A 19,317-nucleotide genomic window follows, 5' to 3' on the forward strand; every position below is an offset into this window, starting at 1 on the left:
ATATATCTTGTCTTGGGACTAAAAGTCCTCGTCAAGGGAGAAGCTTTGCGTATCCTTTCCGGTAAGTACCCCCGCCTTTTGATAGTCTCCCACACGTTTTTCGAAGAAATTAGTTTTACCTTGTAGAGAGATCATCTCCATAAAGTCGAAAGGGTTCTGCGCGTTAAAGATCTTATCATACCCCAATTCGTTCAGCCAACGATCAGCCACGAACTCAATGTACTGCTTCATCAGTTTTGCATTCATCCCTATAAGATCTGCAGGAAGGGCTTCGGTTATAAACTCCTTTTCAATTTCAACCGCTTCAGAAATTATATCATACACCAGCTTCTGCGAGAGCTTATTATTCAGCATACTGTATAAGAGACAGGCGAACTCGCAGTGTAAGCCTTCATCACGACTAATCAGCTCATTACTAAAGGTCAGACCTGGCATAAGTCCCCTTTTCTTTAACCAGAATATGGAACAAAAACTTCCACTGAAGAAGATCCCTTCTACTGCTGCAAAAGCAACCAGTCTTTCTGCAAAGCTGCCATTCTCTATCCATCGTAAGGCCCATTCCGCTTTTTTCTTTACTGCAGGTACAGTATCTATAGCGTGAAACAAATAATCTTTTTCGCGGCTATCTTTAATGTAGGTATCAATGAGTAGTGCATAAGTCTCCGAATGAATGTTCTCCATCATGATTTGAAATCCATAGAAACAACGGGCTTCGGGTACCTGGACCTCGCTCATGAAGTTTACAGCCAGATTTTCGTTTACAATTCCATCACTAGCCGCAAAGAAGGCAAGTACATGTGAAATGAAGTGTTTTTCTCCAGGATTTAACAATTCCCAGTCCTTCAAATCTCCGGTGAGATCAATCTCTTCAGCTGTCCAGAAACTGGCTTCGTGTTTCTTGTACATTTCCCAGATCTTGGGATAGTTAATAGGCAGGATCACGAAACGATCCTTGTTCTCTTTTAATAATACTTCTTCCTGTTGCATATTCTTATTGTTTTTGATACAAACAGGAATTGACAAAAGGCAGCAGACCCGGGGATAAATGGGTGCGAAGACTTTCGTCAAAACCTTATTCGTGAAAGTTTTGACAAAAACTATCTGGCAGGTGTCTGGCTTACCGCTTTTGCGGATCACAGTTGCACGTCAGCCCGTGAATTGAACACGGTTCCCTTTTAATCATCCGTACTCCCGGATGAACCAATATAGTCATTGAAATAATGAGCGGTAAAGATAGGACAAGACTTGGCGCAAAGGAAAAGTAGTTTTAAACAGAAGGGTGTTTTTTCAACAAATAAGGTCGGGTGCCTTTAGAATATTCAGGCGAATGTTCCAATGAAAGTAAGGCCGTAAGTAATCACGGCCTTAAAATATCTATTTTACTATTAATCAGGATTCTGTGAGCCAAGTAACCAAGATTTAAGATATTGGTTCTGTTGCCGGCGTTTTTCGATAATGCCTGCTCCGAAATTTTTCAAAGGAAGACTTGTTCCAAAAAGAGCCTGTAATCTGAAATTTTCCATGGCTCCCTCGTTTTGGAGAATCATGAAATTTGCAAAATCGCGGTCTATATCGCCTGTCCCAATCTGAGCATTTGCACTCTTTTCAGTTCGTTCAATATTAAGTAGAACTTGCTCCTTGAACTGGGGAACTGCTAAACCGATCTGATGTCCTTTTAAAAGCTGTTCAATTTCTTCGTTCTCTTTCTTAAGGTCTAAAATCACTTCTCTAGCAACTTTCTGCATCCTGGAACTTCGCCCCGACTCCAATTCCTTGTTTGCAATAGACGTGGCAGCATCATTATGAATTAACATTACAGTTGCAAAATCCTTGTCGGGATCCGATGATAATACTGTTGACCGAATTTTTTCTGCCATGGAGATCTGAATCCCAGACAACTCACTTATCGGAATTTTAACATCTTCCTTACTGCATGCCTGCATAATTAGCAGGAGAGTTAAAGTTCCAATAGCCTTACCCACGTATTTCATATTTCTCATTAAGTATTGTCGAGCTTGAATTTTCTTATACTGCAATATCTACTGAAGAGTTATTGAAAATATAAAAAAAGACTTGTAAACCAAAGGCTATTAACAGAATAAAGAAAAATTAGCTCTAATTCTGTTTCGAGGTCAAAAATTTATTAAGATCCAACCAATTCAGTGTACGATCAAACCATTGGTCTTTTTCCTGCTTATTGTACATTCCGAAACCATGACCGCCTTGCTGATAAAGGTACATCTCCGCTTTAACTCCATTTTTAAGGGCCTGCTCGTAAAAAGACAAGCTATTTTGTACAGGAACGGCAGCATCATCCTGAGCATGGATCAGAAAAACAGGAGGAGTTGTTCTCTTCACCTGCTTTTGGTTTGAAAAATTATCTATCTGTTGGGAACCAGCATCTTTCCCTATCAAATTAGTCTTTGACCCCATATGCGTGAATTGCCCCATATCAATAACCGGGTACACCAGTATCATAAAATTAGGTCTGAGATTAACCTGCTTTTTGTTTTCTATATAGGCGTGGTCGTAGTGGGTGCCAAGAGTTGAGGCAAGGTGCCCCCCGGCAGAGAATCCTATTACGCCAATTCTTCCTGTATCTAATTTCCACTCATTTGCCCGTTCCCTCACCATTTGAATAGCTCTTTGAGCATCCTGAACAGGCCCTACGGAACGATCTTTCATTATACGATCGTCGGGTAATCTATATTTCAGTAAAAATGCAGAAACGCCTGATTCTGCAAATTTTTTAGCCACATCAATTCCTTCATGATTATTAGCTATACCTGCATACCCGCCTCCTGGGATTACAATTACAGCCGCTCCATTTGCTTTACCAGCCTCCGGAAGATAGGGTGTAATAGTGGGTTGGGATACTTTCGTTATCCAACCATTCGAGCCGGTACTTTCTGTATAATCAGCAGGAACTGGTTTACTATTAGGGATATCCTTGTAAAGAGAAATAGGGTTTTGGCTAAATGCATTGAAAGCAGGACTAAACATTGAAAGGACGAAAATTGACTTCAGCAAGTATTTCATTTTAGGACGCTAATTGGTAGTTAGTATGCTAAGATATTGATTATTTTTAAAATTTTAATTTACTTGAATGAACATGCTTCAGAAAGTGTCGAGTGGAGATCAAGAACTAAAAGTAATTTCATAAAAAAAGCCGGAAATTCATCCGGCTTTTCGACTTATTAATGTAAATGCTTCTTATTGCTTAGCATTCGTTGTATTATTATATCCCCAAACTTTTTTCTTGTATTCAGCAATCCCTGATTCAATACGAAGGGCTTCTTTCTCCTGTTCGGTTAAATCTTTAGTGTAATCAACAATACGTTGACCAGTAGTATTTGATTCACGAATTATCTTGCTTGTAAATCTGCGCTGAAGGAAAATATCATCCATACTCATATCAAACATTCTCTTTTCAGGATCAGAAACATCTTTCTTAACGAATACATTTCTGCATTCAGGAAAATGTAGCCAGAATACAGGTGTTTCTGCAGCAACTGTGGTATCGCCTGTAGAGATCTTAACTAAAGGTGCTATTCCAATGATACGTGTTTCAACTTTAGCTCTTTGCTTATCAAAAAAGATATCTTCTTTAATCCTGAACTTAGTTATTTTCTCGGGATTAAACTCGTTCAACTGCATTTTCGCATCAATTTGGTTTCCCTTATCATCAAAAACAGGAACCAATACGCTGTCTACAAGCTTAGCCATTGCTTGTTGAGGAGTTAGCCGGAATTTGAAAGAATCATCAACAGGATCGTAAGCTGTTATTTGTCCTTTCTTTATTCCATCAAGTACGGTCTCAATCAACGTATTTCCTGGTATGGCCAACACTTGATTTTTAGGTTCTGTAACGTCGATATCTCTCCATAGCCTTTTGTAAAAACGAACGTTAACCGGATTTATATAAGGGTAGTTAAAGGGCGTTGCAGCTCCAAGAATGGTGTAGTTATAAAATCCGTCAACTGGTGCAACTGAATCTTTTTTCGCCGGCGCAGCTGAACTTGCAGGTACCGTTGAATTTGTTGCCAGTGCCGGTTGGGCAAAAGCTGAATCTTTTTTTGTTGGTATTGCAGACGCAGTTAAATCGCCATTAACCTGCGCCTGAGCGACTACTTCCAGTCCACTTGCCGTTAGCAAAATAGCTACTAATAAATTTTTCATGGTAGAATCTTAAAGTGTGTGTGTATTTATTTCTCTGCTTTTTGAGTACTTACGGGTGTCTCAGAGCGTGTATTACGTGTTGCTCTTCCCTCTGATTGCTTAACCAGGGATGCTTTACGGGTGCGAACCTGATCGCTTAACAACTCAGGTGCAGGCATTACACATCTGAAGCCAATATAAGAGTGAGCCACATCCTGCATCTCATAACTGCGAGTGTCTTTATTAAGCAATTCCCCGTTATCTTTCCAGGATCCGCCTCTTACAACTTTACGTTTCATTACATCCGCGTCATTCTCTGAAGCGTCATAAAGTAATACAGGGTTCAAATCGTGTACAAATTCAACGGCAGAAGGACTGAAAGCATCAAGTGTCCATTCGGCAACATTTCCAGAAGTGTTAAATAAACCAAAAGCATTTGGACTATAAGACTTTACGGGAAGAGTAAAAGTTGAACCGTCCATGGTATAATTTCCTTCGCCCTGCTTAAAGTTTACAAAAAGCTTTTCTTTTCCATCTTTTCCTTTCTTACTGCTTGATGCAACCGCATTTGTTACCACAGCTTCGTCCGGATTACGCATCCCAGATGATGCATACTGCCACTGTGCCTCAGTAGGAAGATTGAATGTTAACTGATACGCTTTTAAATAGGCATTCTTATGTAGGGAATTAGCGGCAGATTTACCTCTCCAATCAGCAAAAGAACGGGCTTGTTTCCAGGTCACTCCCACAACAGGATAGTTGTCATAGGATTTATGATCATAATAATTAGCCGACATGAAACCCATCTGCGAGTTAGGGAAGTCGGCGCTCCACACACTCTTATTAGGTATCACCGGAACATTTTCTGTAATAAATTCGTTTGCATTAGCACCTCCACTTTTTTGGTAGGTAAATGCATATTTTACTAGTTCTTTATTTAGTACGCGTCTTCCATTCTCCTCCAGCACTATCGTTCCCAATATTTTTGATGAAATGTTTTGATCAGCACTTTGCCATAATGCATATTTATCATGGTCAATTTTACTCCAGTCTATCTGTCTGGCTACATATTCCCCTTTATTCTTTTCATTTTTCTTGAAGTAGCTTTCATCTTTAAGATAGTCGGTAATAATAATAGAATCCGCAACCCAGTTAACAAATTCTCTGTATTGGCGGTTGGTCACCTCCGTTGCATCAACAAAAAATGGACTCAGACTTACTCTCCTTGTTAAACCATCATCTTCTGTAGAACTTTTGTACATGATGGTACCTGAAGGGACATAAACCATTCCGGGAGGTGGAATTATTCCTCTTCCCTTAAATCCGTACACTGTGGGTGCCTCGTTAATGTTCTGAGATGCACAAGAACTTAATGCAGCGACCAGGGCAAAGGAAGCTCCTGCTGCTAGCGATTTTCTTAAACTAATTTTTTTCCAGCTGTGGGTAAAGCTATAAATAGATTTCATAGATATATCTGTTAGGTAAAATAAGATAGATTGTCACACTACTTTCAAGAATAGTGCCATTGTTAAATTTTAAGCAATTTCAATTGGAACATGGAAATGATTTTGGGAAATATTTTAACCTTTATAAAGGGAAACCCTCTATAATTCAAAATTTTGCAATCGGATAAATCCAAGGATCTTTAATAGGATCTTTAATTGCACAGCAGGTGTACGCTTTATTGGTCAAAAAATTAGAAAGAATTCGAATTCGCGGATTATGAATAGAGAATTAGGGCAATGGCTTAGAAATTGCACGGGAAATAATCTATGTTATTTTAATGTACCTGCAATGTTAACACACCCTTCACTATTTCAATTACGGGATTTGAAATTTTCTTATAGCTCTCAAAGTAGTTTTTCTTTTAGAGAGCCGGTCTTTAAGAGTATGCCTAATAATGAAAAGCTAGACAGGAACAACCGTTATGAGGTAATTCTCTTTATAAATTCATTGCAGATGTTATGGAATCTCTACGACACGGAGGAGTGTCAAAAAATTGAATACTTGATAAAGGAAAAAATGCCGGAAGAAATAGAAAGGCAATTGGAAGTGGCCGATTGGCTGGTATTGAACTGGAATACGTTCAACCTTTCAGAATTTGCAAAAGCTGTTTAAGTAAGCTTTTGCAATTAACTAAAAGTGTATGTTTTAATTAATGAAATACTAACATTCTTACTATAGCCATATAGATAAGAGCACTTATACTTAAAATTATTAAGTTAAAAAGGCGAGGGTTTTTCTGAATAAAGGTAAATAACATAATAAGTCCCGTTTTCTAAGTTGCTACAAAAATACAATTTTTTCAATTCCTTCCTATTTTTTCTTACAAGTCCGTAATAAAAAATATTTTTCTCTAACAATTTCCCATTCTTTTTGTTCTTTGGCTGAATTTAAAATTTCTGTTATTTCTTTTTACTTTATTATACTTGCAATAATTAACTCTAAAAATAATTTAATTCGCCCATGCAACAATTAGAACCTTCTGTTTTAGAACGCGTTAACACATGGCTCCAAGGTAACTACGACCCTGAGACCAAACAACAAATTCAAAACCTGGTAGACGAGCAATCGTTTACAGAATTAACCGATTCATTTTACAAAGACCTGGAATTCGGAACTGGCGGTTTAAGAGGTATCATGGGTCCCGGATCTAACCGTATAAATAAATATACTATTGGAGCTGCAACACAGGGACTGGCGAATTTTCTTAAAAACACCTACCCTGGAGAAAAAATCAAAGTTGCAATTGCTCACGACAGCCGTAACAACTCTGATTACTTTGCAAAAATTACTGCAGAAGTTTTTTCTGCAAATGATATACACGTATACTTTTTCAGTGAGCTGCGCCCTACACCAGAGTTGTCTTTTGCAGTTCGTCAATTAGGTTGCAAAAGCGGTGTAATGCTAACCGCTTCACACAATCCTAAAGAATATAACGGATACAAAGCATACGGTGCTGATGGTGGACAATTTGTGTCTCCTGATGACAAAAAGGTAATGGAAGAAGTTGCAAAGGTAACTTCAGTAGACGATGTTAAGTTTACCGCCGTTGAAGCAAACATCGAGTATTTGGGTGAAGAGATCGACGAAAAATATTTGAGCAGCATCACTCAGCTTTCGGTTTCCCCAGATGCCATTCAGCGTCAAAAGGACCTTAAAATCGTCTTCTCTCCCATCCATGGAACAGGGATTACACTTGTTCCTAAAGCACTGGAAAGGTTCGGCTTTACCAATGTTACCCTTGTTGAGGAGCAGATTAAGCCAGACGGAAATTTCCCTACAGTAGTTTATCCAAATCCTGAAGAGAAAGAAGCCCTTACACTCGCACTTAAAAAAGGACAAGAGATTGACGCCGATCTGATCCTGGCAACAGACCCGGATGCTGACCGTGTTGGTATCGCTGTTAAAAACAATGAAGGCGAGTTCGTTTTATTGAATGGAAACCAAACCGGAAGCTTACTTATCAATTACCTGCTAACTGCATGGGAAGAAAAAGGTAAGTTAACCGGCAATGAGTATATCGTAAAGACTATTGTAACTTCTTATATCATAGACGCTATTGCAGCTTCTAAGAATGTTGAATGTTATAATACCCTTACTGGATTTAAGTACATTGGAGAACTGATGACGAAATTCGAAGGTAAGAAAACCTTTATAGGAGGTGGAGAAGAAAGTTACGGATACTTGATCGGCGAGTTTGTAAGGGACAAAGATGCTGTTGTTTCTGCAGCTTTCATTGCTGAAATGACTGCATTCTATAAAGATAAAGGAAGTAGCTTATTTGAAGCATTGTTGGAAATGTATCAGAAATACGGCTTCTATAAAGAAAAATTAGTGTCTGTAACTAAGAAAGGTAAATCCGGAGCTGAAGAGATAAAGGCAATGATGGAGCGTTTCAGAAACAATCCTCCAGCAAGCCTTGGAGGTTCAAAAGTCGCGAAGCTTAAAGATTATGAGCTAAGAAAAGAAACAGATATCGCTTCAGGAACAGTTTCAGAAATTGATCTTCCAAAATCAGACGTACTGCAATTTGTTACCGAAGACGGTAGTATTATTTCTGCTCGCCCATCCGGAACAGAACCAAAAATCAAGTTTTACTGCAGTGTTAAAGGCACGTTGCCAAGTGTAAGCGCCTTCAAAACAGCAGATCAGGAACTAGAGGAAAAAGTTAACGCCATAATGAGCGACCTTGAAGTTTAATAACATTTTTTAAGGCCGACAGGCCTAAGCTGAATGCCCGTTATGGTTGAATCATTCAAACAGCAACGGGCATTTTAGTTTCCTTTCTTTCATCCTTCACTCACTCACTCACTCACTGGTTCATTCTTTCATTCACTCCTTCCTTCATTCATTCATTCATTCATTCATTCACTCATTCACTCATTCACTCATTCACTCATTCACTCATTAACCTCCTCCCCCTGACAATTCTTCAAAAATTCTCTATTTTAGCACCATGCTGAATGAGAATCTTGACCCCAGTGCCGAAAGACTGTCTTCGACAGAACGTGATATAGAAAAAGTTCTTCGCCCCCAAGCATTTGAAGACTTTACCGGTCAATATAAAATCCTTGAAAACTTAAGAATATTTGTACAAGCCGCTAAGCTTCGTGGTGAAGCACTTGACCACGTACTTTTACATGGGCCTCCTGGGTTAGGTAAAACTACCCTATCACACATCATTGCAAATGAAATGGGTGTGGGAATAAAAATAACCTCAGGACCGGTACTCGATAAACCTGGAGATTTGGCTGGTCTACTTACCAACCTTGAAGCCGGTGACATATTGTTTATTGACGAGATACATCGTTTAAGTCCCCTTGTAGAAGAGTACCTGTACTCGGCAATGGAGGACTTTAAGATCGATATCATGCTGGAAAGCGGACCAAATGCCCGTTCTGTACAAATCTCTTTAAATCCCTTTACCCTCGTAGGTGCAACAACCCGTTCCGGCTTGCTTACCGCTCCTCTAAGGGCACGTTTTGGTATTAATGCAAGACTTGAATATTACGACGCTAAGCTTCTCACCACCATCGTCTTACGTTCAGCTTCTATACTTAACACTCCTATATCCGATGAAGGAGCCTATGAGATTGCACGCCGAAGTCGCGGTACCCCTCGAATTGCGAATGCTTTACTAAGACGTACCCGCGATTTTGCTCAGATAAAAGGAAACGGAACAATAGATACAGACATAGCACAATATGCATTAAATGCATTAAATGTTGATAGTCATGGCCTGGACGAAATGGACAATAAGATCCTGACAACCATCATCGATAAATTTAAGGGTGGTCCTGTTGGTTTAAAAACAATTGCAACGGCGGTTGGGGAAGACGAAGGAACTATTGAAGAAGTTTACGAACCTTTTCTGATTCAGGAAGGCTTTATGATGAGAACATCCCGGGGTCGTGAAGTAACAGAAACAGCATATAAACACTTAGGGAGACTAAAACCAGGAGGAACACAAACCCTTTTTTAGAGGGAATTGACACGAATACCAGAAGGCGTTGACTGAATTATAACCTCTTACGATAGGCAATTCGTGTCCATTTCGTTTAATTCGTTTAATTCGTGCTATTCGTGTAATTTGTGTAATTCGTGTTACTCATCTAATTCGTATTTCTCATTTAATTCGTGTTCATTTCATTAACTGTAAAGAACTTTATTTAACAGTACTTGTTTAAGTCAAGTAAATAAACTTGTTGTTATGGGGATCATAAAAGAATTCAAGGAATTTGCCATTAAAGGCAATTTAGTAGACATTGCCATCGGCTTAATCATTGGAGCTGCCTTTGGAAAAGTCGTGACCTCTCTGGTGGATAACGTCATAATGCCACCGATTGGATTATTGATTGGCGGTGTAGATTTTTCTGACCTGGCAATTCAGCTTAAAGCTGCAGGTACAGAAAATGGAAAGGAAATACCTGCAGTGGTTTTAAAATATGGTCAATTCATTCAGGACATCCTCGACTTTCTAATAGTTGCTCTTGCTGTATTCTCAGTAGTTAAAGTGATGAACACTATAAAAAAGAAAGAGCAGGAACAACCAGCCAAGCCAGCTCCAGATGTACTTACTAAAGATCAGATATTGCTTACCGAGATTAGAGATAGTTTAAAGAATAGAGCTTAAAATCCAAACTTTTCCTCTATTCCTAATCCGAATAAAGCGAAATCATACTTAACAGGGTCGGTTGGATCCAGGTCTCTCAAATGTTGTGTTAATTCAACTGCTGTGGTCCAATCGACTTGTTTTCTTGATATTAATCCGAGTTTCCTTGCAACTCTTTCCACATGAAGATCGCAGGGACAAATCAAATTAGCGGGTTTTAGCCGTTTCCATATTCCAAAGTCTACACCTTTGTTATCTTCCCTCACCATCCATCTTAAGAACATATTCAAACGCTTGCAGGTCGACTTCTGAGCTGGAGAACTAACGTGCTTCACTGTACGTCGTGGTGCATCCGGTAAACTAAAAAAGTAGGACCTAAAGTGATTTAAGGCTACCTCCACCTGCTCCCCATTGGTACTTAAATGAGGTAGATAGCAAGCAGGAGAACTTAGTTCTACCTCAGGCCCCGTAAACTCATCCAAAAACTCCTCCCGGAAGGGACTTTCCGTTCCTGCCCCGCTAACTGATGGTAAGAATGCATCTTCCAACGAGTCAAATTTTGCGTAATGGTTTTTAAAGAAATGAACAAAATAAAGGAGATCGGTATCATTAAAGGTCCTGTGCTTAAACCCTAAAAGTCCTTTCAGATCGTCCTCTTGATGATTCTTTATAAACTCAAAAGGCCGACGGTCCATCCTGCTTACCAGTTCCCGGCATTTGTTAATAATAGTTTTTCGTTGTCCCCAAGCCAGTATCGAAGCAAAGAACCCCATTATTTCTATGTCCTGTTTTAGCCTGAACTCATGGGGAATTACAATAGGATCATTGGGGATGAAGTCTAAACAATTATACTGCTCAGCCTTCGCATCCAGAAAACCTTTAAGTCCTTCCCGGTTATTTTGAAAATTTATATCAGCCATTTGAAGTTTAACGAAGTGCTTGTTCCAGATCTTCCAAAAGATCCTCTATGTCCTCCACTCCTACGCTCAAGCGTAACAGATTATCCACTACCCCTACTGCTTCCCTGGCTTCCTTCGGTATAGATGCATGGGTCATAGATACGGGATGATTGATCAAAGACTCTACACCTCCTAACGATTCAGCTAGTGTGAAAACCTTAAATTTAGAGGCAGTCTCGAAGGTTTCCTTTAGTGCGGCACCCTTTAATGTAAAGGATATCATTCCCCCGAAATCCCTCATTTGTTTTTTAGCAACGAGATGATTGGGATGGTCATTAAAACCCGGCCAATAAACCTTATCCACTCTAAAGTGAGCTTTAAGGAAGCTTGCTACTTTTTCACCATTTTCACAATGGGCCTTCATCCTTAAATGAAGTGTTTTAATTCCCCTCAAAACCAGAAAGCTGTCCATTGGGCCCGGGGTGGCACCGCAGGCATTATAGATGAACCATAACTTTTTATAAAGGTCCTCATCGTTAAGCATTACTGCTCCCATTACTACATCAGAGTGCCCTCCCAGGTATTTAGTTGCAGAATGCATTACAATATCAGCCCCAAGATCTATCGGATTCTGAAGATATGGTGAAGCAAAGGTATTATCTACAGTTAGCAAGACATTATGCGCTTTGGCAATTTTCGACACCCCAGCAATATCTACAATTTGCATGGTAGGATTTGTAGGAGTTTCCAGCCAGATAAGCTTTGTTTTTGTATTGAGATAAGGAACAATGTTTTCAGGAGAAGAAAGATCTATGAAATGAAAGTTGATTCCGTAGGCTGCAAAGATCCTGGTGAACATCCGGTAAGAGCCGCCATAAAGGTCGCTGCCAGTTATTACTTCATCTCCAGGTTTCAATAGCTTCATGATGGCATCCGTAGCGGCCATTCCACTGGAAAAAGCAAGACCAAAGGTAGCATTTTCTAATGCAGCCAGACATTCTTCCAAGGCTTTCCTGGTAGGATTAGTTCCCCTTGAATATTCGAAGCCTTTATGTTCTCCAGGACTTTTCTGCCAATAGGTGGAGGTTTGATAGATCGGCGTCATCACGGCGCCTGTCGAAGGATCAGGCTCCTGCCCTGCATGAATAGCTTTCGTTGCGAACCTCATAGTCTAAATTTAAAATTGCCTAAAGATATTGACTATGATGTTAAGAAAACCTACCATCGCAAACAATTTTGCCTTGTAGCGCCTTTACACTGCAACTTTACTATCATGCCTTCAAGTAGCTATCGTGACATAAGAAAACATACAGAAGAACTCTGTCGCCCCCTTCAAACCGAGGACTACGTAGTGCAACCAATCGTAGATGTAAGTCCCCCCAAATGGCACTTAGGACATACAACCTGGTTCTTTGAAACATTTATTCTCAAAGACCATCTGAAGGGATATCAGGTATTCAACGAGAACTTCAATTATGTTTTTAACAGCTATTATGAAAGTGTTGGCGCAAGGGTAATCAGAACCAACCGTGGAAATTTAAGCAGACCTACAGTGGATGAAGTCTATCAGTACCGTCAGTATGTGGATGCGGCTATGGAAGAATTGTTCGAAGACATTGAGCTTACTGCAAGCATTACTGATCTGCTACAAATAGGTCTTAATCATGAACAGCAACACCAGGAGCTGTTGCTTACTGATATTAAATATATCCTGGGCCATAATCCACTGTTTCCTCCTTATCAAACCAAAGGCTTAATTGAAAACAGAACAGGAGCTCCTGGCACATTTGCAACAATCTCTATTCCTGAGGGCCTCTATGAAATTGGTTACAAAGGAGAAGGTTTCTGCTTTGACAATGAATTAAACGCTCATGTAGTGTTCCTTAATGAATTTCTAATCTCTCAAAATCTTATCACGAATGGTGAGTACCTCGAGTTTATAAATCACGGAGGTTATTCCAACTTCAAGCATTGGCATTCGGAAGGCTGGGAATGGGCTAAAAATCAGCTGAACCCTGCTCCTCTCTATTGGCATTTTATAGAGGGTGAATGGTTGCATTATACGTTACAAGGTTTGAAGCCTCTGGAACTTGACGCTCCTTTATGCCACATTAACTATTATGAGGCCCATGCTTTCGCCGATTGGAGGGGTAAACGTCTTCCAACCGAATTCGAGTGGGAAGTGGCAGCCGATCAATTAGGCTGGGGTGAGCGATGGGAATGGACTGAAAGCGCTTATTTACCCTACCCTGGCTATAAAAAAGCAGAAGGAGCTTTAGGGGAATACAATGGAAAATTTATGGTAAATCAAATGGTGTTAAGAGGAGGTTCTGTAGCTACCCCTGCAAATCATAGCAGGAAAACATACCGGAACTTTTTTCATCCTAATCTGAAATGGCAATTCACGGGCATCCGGTTAGCCGAATAAATTTAAAATGGTGACTTTTACAGAACTAGAAGAAAAGCAAAAGCAATTTAAAGAAGACGTCCTAATGGGGTTGAATTCTTCGCCAAAGTACCTTTTGCCGAAATATTTTTATGATGGTTTTGGCGACAAGCTGTTCCAGCAAATAATGGCCCTTCCTGAATATTATCTTACCGATGCGGAAATGGAGATCTTCAAAACGCGCTGCAAGGAGATGATGTTGCTGGTAAGCGAATTCAAAGATGGGTTCGATTTAATCGAACTGGGCTCTGGTGACGCTTTAAAATCATCGCAACTCCTAAAATGCCTCTCGGACAATAAGGTAAATTATACCTACTATCCTATTGATATTTCCGGAGACGTCCTTGAGCTCATCAGCAAAACACTTCCTAAAGCTATCCCGACAATTGAAATTCAAGCGAAACAGGGTGAGTATTTGGAAGCACTTAAAGAGGTAACGAGAATTTCTACCCGGCCAAAACTTATACTATTTCTTGGAGCTAACATTGGAAACATGTATCCACAGGAAGCTGAAAGTTTTTTATTAGAATTGAATGATCTCCTTAACCCAACCGATCTATTAATGATCGGCTTTGATCTTAAAAAGAATCCATGGACTATTTTTAATGCTTATAACGATTCCCAGGGAGTTACCAAGGAGTTTAACTTGAACCTTTTGAAAAGGATAAACAGGGAACTGGATGGAGATTTTAACACGGAGTTGTTTGAACACTACGAAAGCTATGATCCCTGTTCCGGAGCCTGCAAAAGTTACCTTATAAGCCTTGCCGACCAAACGGTCAGTATAGGTTCTGAGGTGTTGAAGTTTGAGGAGAACGAATGCGTCTTCATGGAGATCTCGCAGAAATACACACTGAAAGAAATAGATGCATTAGCTGGAAAAGGAAGCTTTATGGTAGAAAGGCACCTTTTTGATTCAAGGAAATTATTCAGCGACGTGATTCTGAAAAGGAAATGATACCATATCCTTTTATAACTTAATCATAGTGCAATACACCTTGAAGCAGACAAGTTCGTACCAACAACGCTACAGCAGCGCTTTGCTCCCGATATGGCGCGTATATGACGCGCATATCCTGCGGAAATGACGCGCGAGATGCTGCCAGAGCCCGCCACAACGGGAGCTAAGCGCACGAATAGCGAAGCAGACTGGTAGCAGGCCTGACCTTGCCCCTGTAACAACCAGGATCTAAAAAACTTTCGTACTTTAGGATACCCACTTACTTACTACCTTTGTGCGCTGGGAATACTACAAAGGAAACAGTTTCCATTCTACTAATTTTTCTCAACCCTCAGACAAGTTTTAATAATGAATTTCATAATTGCTATTGTTTTTTCTCTTCTTTCTTTAAACCTTAATCCCCCTAAACTTATAAAAGGTAAAGTGGTCTCTATCGCAGATGGAGATACTTTTACTATTCTTACAGAGGATAAAGAGCAAGTTAAGATCAGACTGTATGGTGTTGACTGCCCTGAAAAAAAGCAGGACTTTGGAACAAAAGCAAAACAATTTACATCAAACCTCTGCTTCGGCAAAGCGGTCAATGCGCAGGTAAAAAATAACGACCGCTACGGAAGGAAAATCGCATTAGTAATTTTGCCAGATGGCCGGATAGTAAATAAGGAACTTCTAACTGCTGGTATGGCCTGGCATTATAAACATTACGACAAGTCAGAAGAGTTTGCCTTACTTGAATTAAAAGCAAAAAAAAGCAAGATCGGCATCTGGAGTGCACCAAACCCGGTAGCGCCATGGGATTTCAGGAAGGATGGCAAAACGGCAAAGACGTCAAATTATAAAAAAAAGATAGTTCAACGTTGCTCTGGGACTACCGCTGCAGGAAGTCCCTGTAAACATAATGCTACTCAGGGAGGTCGCTGCTGGCAGCATCGAATGTAATTTTATTATTTTTTTCGCTTAATTTTATTTCAGCTTCTTTGCATTAATAACAATTTTGTTACTTCATTCTTATTAATTCAATACCCACTTGCTCCTCCTGATCAAATATTCTTAAATGTCATTTTTCCTATAGGACCTTCGTTGAAACTTCCTGTCTTTCAGTCGTAAAAGAGTTAATTGGCAACATGCCATAAGGGGAAATTTGACTAACCATTTTTAGGTAAAAGTATGAGGAGATTATTTGCCGCAATCTTAATTGTGGCTCTGGCGGCTTGTAAAAAAGATCATGTAGCAGAAAAGCAAGCAGAAGTAATTGACCAGAAACAGGAAGTTTCAAACGATGATGATGATGTTCTGAGCTCTGAACCAGGGGTAAAGATCTTAAGTTTAAATTTAGGGGCAGTAAACTTCAATCCTTCTAATTCAGCATTGGTTTTCAACTCTGTGGCTGTTGGAAAAAAAGATGCGAGTGGAACAGAAAGCAAAATTACCCTTTCCTACTCGGGGTGGACACATCCCAGTATGATGCGTTTTGAGAAAAAGTGGAACGGATACAATTATTGGGCAGCGGTTACTCCTTATCCAAATACTGACAGTCAATATGAAAATCCCCACATTTTCTGTTCAAATGATGGGGTATTATGGTTAGAACCTAAAGGAATATCAAATCCGATCGAGCATGCGCCCGAAGGAATAGGATATCACTCCGATGTAAATCTAATGTTTGATAACGGAACGATGTATTGTTATTGGAGATCAAATATCGAAAGTATCAGGTCGCTTTGGGTTACTAAAAGTACAGATGGAGTGCACTGGAGTAAAAAGGAAAAGATCTGTGAATGGCCGGCTACTGCGATAGATGTAATCTCACCATCGTTTATCAAAGATAATAACCTGTACTACTGCTACGGTATCAGCAATTACGAGACAAGCCCGGGCAACTATTACAACTCGATCTGCATCCGAAGGATGATATCTACTGATCCAATCAAAGGGTTCGAGGCAGACAGGAACAAAGGCTATGATATCGTTAAAATAAATAACCGGCCTTGGGGAGCAGGACAAGATCCTTGGCATATGGAAGTGAAAAAGCTTAACAATATTTGGTTGATGCTGATCACTACAACAAATCACGGCGGTTATGGTAGCGGTGGAAGACTATTTCTGGGTTACTCTTCAGATGGAGTCAGTTTCACCTTCAATAGCTCCCCTATTTGCAATATAAGCGGTACATATAAAAGTTCCTTTAACCCGGTCATCAGCACTAAAGGAAAATGTATAAAAATTGAAATGTGGAGGGCTATGATGTCTAACGGCTGGGCAGTTTTTCACGATAGGTTTAGTGTTCCGATGGAGTATTCACCTGGAATTTAAAGTCTTTTTAGTTTTAGTTTAGTTTTTGAAGGGATAAATGTTTATCCCTTTTTTTGTTTTATTATCGTTTTCGGCATTGTTTATAGGAGATTTTGTCCCTTTTAAACCCCTTCCTACACTATCAGTTTAGAAATTTACCTTAAATCGTAGCAGTTTTATTTTTTTTATTAATTTTAGAGCTCTTTGTGATGATGAGTTTTTCCTAAGCAATCAGTGCTATAGGACTTTTAAAATAATTTTCTAAACGATTACAGTTGATAAAATATGATCAAATTTTACGCTCTTTTTAAAAGCCGTGTCCTAAACAGACGAGCCCTCACAATTCTTGGCCTTCTGGCATGCTCCGGCACTGCTTTTTCTCAAAATGTTGGCATAAATGCTACGGGTAACGCACCTCATTCATCTGCTGGCCTTGATGTAAGCTTTACAGATAAGGGGTTGCTTATTCCAAGAGTTAAGTTAAAGTCTACTCGTGATACAGAAACTATTTCGTCTCCTGAAGTATCTTTATTAATCTACAATACAGAGGCGGTAGAGGACGTAACTCCCGGATATTATTATTTTGATGGGTCTGCTTGGCAAAGGCTTGCAGCCAATAGTTCTTCAAGTAATTGGAACTTTTCAAATGGAACCGCATATTTTTCTGGGAATTTAGGTATTGGAGTTTCGAATCCGGCTTATAGACTGCATGTTGACGGAGCTGACAATCCATTGTTTCTGCGTCGCGTACAACAAGGCACAACATCTGATAGTGTTCTAACTATAGCGGATGGGATTGTTCGAAAATTGCCATTCGGATCAGTAGCTACGTCTCAATGGAACACTTCTGGTTCTGATATTAGTTTTAGTAATGGGAATGTTGGTATAGGTGTTAGTACTAACCTCACTTCTAAATTACAAATTGAATCCTCAAACAATTCTCCTTTAAACATTAAAGGACTTGCGAGTGGTAATACAGGTGACGAAATATTAACCATTACTTCTGGAGGGGTTGTTAGAAAGCTTCCTCAAAAAAGTTTAGCAGGAAGCAGTCAATGGACAACCTTAGGGACTGATATAACCTATTCCAATGGTAACGTTGGAATAGGAACAACCGAGCCGACTCACCCCCTTCATCTAGTATCGGACACGGAACCTTTAAAAATAGAGGGTTTAAGTGAAGGAACAAGTTCAGATGCAATTTTAACAATTACAGATGAGGGAGTTGTGCAACAACTTCCATTCAGTACGATCTCCCCATGGTCAGTAGCAGCTGGACCTAAGATTTTCTACACCGCCGGAAGCGTAGGTATTGGGACATCATCACCGAGCTCAAGCTATAAATTAAGTGTAAGGTCTCCAAAAGACCCGGTTTTTCTTTGGGGATTACAAGAAGGAAATGCTGCAGTTGACAGCACTTTGACCATTTCTTCCGGCATTATTAAAAAGGTAGGTCCATCCTGGAATTTGAATGGCAATACGGTTTCATCCCAGTCATCCTTTTTGGGAACAAAAAATGAACAGCCCTTAATATTTAAAACTAATGACTTACAAGCTATGGTAATAGATAGCGACGGAAGTGTAGGAATTGGCTCAAGTCCTACATTTTCATCAGGTACTGAGAAGGAAAAAGTATTGATAGACATAGGACCAATTACAACCACTTCTAGTTCTACATTTGGAGCAACTGGACTTGCTCTTAAAGGTAATATCAATAGCTTTATGCAGCTTAACGTTCAGAACATTCATTCTGGATCAAAGGCAAGTACAGACATTGTTGCAACTTCCAATTTATCTACGGGCGAAAATTATATCGATATGGGTATCAATAGTACAACCAATGGTCAAAATAAATGGGGAAGTAAGTCCGATGGATATTTATTTGTAAATAGGGGCGATTTATTACTTGGTACAAATACTGCAGATAAAAATATATACTTCCTAGCGGGAACTGAAAAGAAAGCAAATGCTAACATGATTATTTCAAATGATGGAGGTACAGTAGCAATCGGAACAGCCACTATCGATACTACTGTGAAGCTCCAGGTTAATGGCCATGCAGTTTTCACCACTTATTCAACCTCTTCAGACAGAAGACTTAAGAGAAATATACAACCATTAAAACATGGATTAAACGCAATTCAGAAGCTAGAACCAGTAAGCTATAATTGGATTGATCCAAAACAATCTACCAAGACACAAATTGGCTTAATCGCCCAGGACGCCAGAAAGGTAATCCCAGAAATCGTATTAGGAGATGAAGATAAAGGTAAACTTAGCATCAACTACACGGAATTAATCCCCGTCCTTATCAACGCCATTAAAGAGCAACAACAAAAGATCGATTCACAGCAGAAGCAGATCGATGAGCTTAAGGAATTGATCAAACAGAAATAAGATAACACACACTAATTCTTAAGGCCTGGGCAACCGGGCCTTTTTTATT

The 19,317-nt window shown here is 39.6% G+C and carries 16 protein-coding genes and 1 riboswitch; of the genes, 9 read left to right on the top strand and 7 right to left on the bottom strand.

What is annotated here, in order from left to right:
• Positions 1-18 precede the first annotated feature (18 nt).
• From J4N24_RS07900 to porK, 5 genes are all read right to left on the bottom strand, one after another.
• Positions 19-987 (bottom strand): ribonucleoside-diphosphate reductase small subunit, encoded by a 969-nt coding sequence (locus J4N24_RS07900; RefSeq protein WP_207533133.1) that lies wholly within the window; start codon positions 985-987, stop codon positions 19-21.
• 99 nt (positions 988-1,086) lie between these two features.
• Positions 1,087-1,221, bottom strand: a riboswitch (cobalamin riboswitch).
• 164 nt (positions 1,222-1,385) lie between these two features.
• Positions 1,386-2,000 carry a DUF305 domain-containing protein gene (locus J4N24_RS07905; RefSeq protein ID WP_207533134.1) on the bottom strand — a complete coding sequence of 205 codons (615 nt, stop codon included), beginning with the start codon at positions 1,998-2,000 and terminating at the stop codon, positions 1,386-1,388.
• 115 nt (positions 2,001-2,115) lie between these two features.
• A complete protein-coding gene (locus J4N24_RS07910) occupies positions 2,116-3,039 on the bottom strand; it encodes an alpha/beta hydrolase (RefSeq protein ID WP_207533135.1) in 924 nt (307 codons plus the stop codon).
• Positions 3,040-3,213: 174 nt separating this feature from the next.
• The gene (gene porN / locus J4N24_RS07915; RefSeq protein WP_207533136.1) at positions 3,214-4,179 is read right to left on the bottom strand and encodes a type IX secretion system ring subunit PorN/GldN; all 966 of its coding nucleotides are present in this window, start codon (positions 4,177-4,179) and stop codon (positions 3,214-3,216) included.
• Between the two features lie 26 nt (positions 4,180-4,205).
• Entirely contained in the window at positions 4,206-5,624 is a 1,419-nt protein-coding gene (porK, locus tag J4N24_RS07920; RefSeq protein WP_207533137.1) for a T9SS ring complex lipoprotein PorK/GldK, read from the bottom strand.
• 424 nt (positions 5,625-6,048) lie between these two features.
• On the opposite strand from porK, the gene J4N24_RS07925 reads away from it, so the two are divergent.
• The 4 genes from J4N24_RS07925 (at position 6,049) to mscL (ending at position 10,294) form a co-directional block, all read left to right on the top strand.
• Entirely contained in the window at positions 6,049-6,276 is a 228-nt protein-coding gene (locus J4N24_RS07925; RefSeq protein ID WP_207533138.1) for a hypothetical protein, read from the top strand.
• Positions 6,277-6,624: 348 nt separating this feature from the next.
• Complete coding sequence (locus tag J4N24_RS07930; RefSeq protein WP_207533139.1) at positions 6,625-8,361, top strand: phospho-sugar mutase; 1,737 nt, start codon at positions 6,625-6,627, stop codon at positions 8,359-8,361.
• Between the two features lie 259 nt (positions 8,362-8,620).
• Positions 8,621-9,643 (top strand): Holliday junction branch migration DNA helicase RuvB, encoded by a 1,023-nt coding sequence (ruvB, locus tag J4N24_RS07935; protein WP_207533469.1) that lies wholly within the window; start codon positions 8,621-8,623, stop codon positions 9,641-9,643.
• A 228-nt stretch (positions 9,644-9,871) separates the two neighbouring features.
• Entirely contained in the window at positions 9,872-10,294 is a 423-nt protein-coding gene (gene mscL / locus J4N24_RS07940; protein ID WP_207533140.1) for a large-conductance mechanosensitive channel protein MscL, read from the top strand.
• Here mscL and J4N24_RS07945 read toward each other — a convergent pair.
• Together J4N24_RS07945 and J4N24_RS07950 are read right to left on the bottom strand one after the other, a co-directional pair.
• Positions 10,291-11,193 (bottom strand): TIGR02757 family protein, encoded by a 903-nt coding sequence (locus J4N24_RS07945; protein ID WP_207533141.1) that lies wholly within the window; start codon positions 11,191-11,193, stop codon positions 10,291-10,293. The two genes, mscL and J4N24_RS07945, sit on opposite strands and share 4 nt — an antisense overlap.
• Before the next feature lie 7 nt (positions 11,194-11,200).
• The gene (locus J4N24_RS07950) at positions 11,201-12,340 is read right to left on the bottom strand and encodes a cystathionine gamma-synthase (RefSeq protein ID WP_207533142.1); all 1,140 of its coding nucleotides are present in this window, start codon (positions 12,338-12,340) and stop codon (positions 11,201-11,203) included.
• A gap of 105 nt (positions 12,341-12,445) precedes the next feature.
• Between J4N24_RS07950 and egtB the strand changes: the two genes are divergently transcribed.
• The 5 genes from egtB to J4N24_RS07975 all read left to right on the top strand — a co-directional run bounded on the left by egtB (position 12,446) and on the right by J4N24_RS07975 (position 19,268).
• Positions 12,446-13,600: an ergothioneine biosynthesis protein EgtB gene (egtB, locus tag J4N24_RS07955; RefSeq protein ID WP_207533143.1), complete on the top strand. Its 1,155-nt coding sequence runs from the start codon at positions 12,446-12,448 to the stop codon at positions 13,598-13,600.
• A 7-nt stretch (positions 13,601-13,607) separates the two neighbouring features.
• Complete coding sequence (locus J4N24_RS07960; RefSeq protein ID WP_207533144.1) at positions 13,608-14,576, top strand: L-histidine N(alpha)-methyltransferase; 969 nt, start codon at positions 13,608-13,610, stop codon at positions 14,574-14,576.
• A gap of 351 nt (positions 14,577-14,927) precedes the next feature.
• Complete coding sequence (locus J4N24_RS07965) at positions 14,928-15,518, top strand: thermonuclease family protein (protein ID WP_207533145.1); 591 nt, start codon at positions 14,928-14,930, stop codon at positions 15,516-15,518.
• Positions 15,519-15,746: 228 nt separating this feature from the next.
• Entirely contained in the window at positions 15,747-16,892 is a 1,146-nt protein-coding gene (locus J4N24_RS07970) for a hypothetical protein (protein ID WP_207533146.1), read from the top strand.
• A gap of 264 nt (positions 16,893-17,156) precedes the next feature.
• Positions 17,157-19,268 (top strand): tail fiber domain-containing protein, encoded by a 2,112-nt coding sequence (locus tag J4N24_RS07975; RefSeq protein WP_207533147.1) that lies wholly within the window; start codon positions 17,157-17,159, stop codon positions 19,266-19,268.
• Positions 19,269-19,317: the final 49 nt, after the last annotated feature.

The organism is Desertivirga arenae (assembly GCF_017355785.1).
GTDB classification, from domain to species: Bacteria; Bacteroidota; Bacteroidia; order Sphingobacteriales; family Sphingobacteriaceae; genus Desertivirga; species Desertivirga arenae.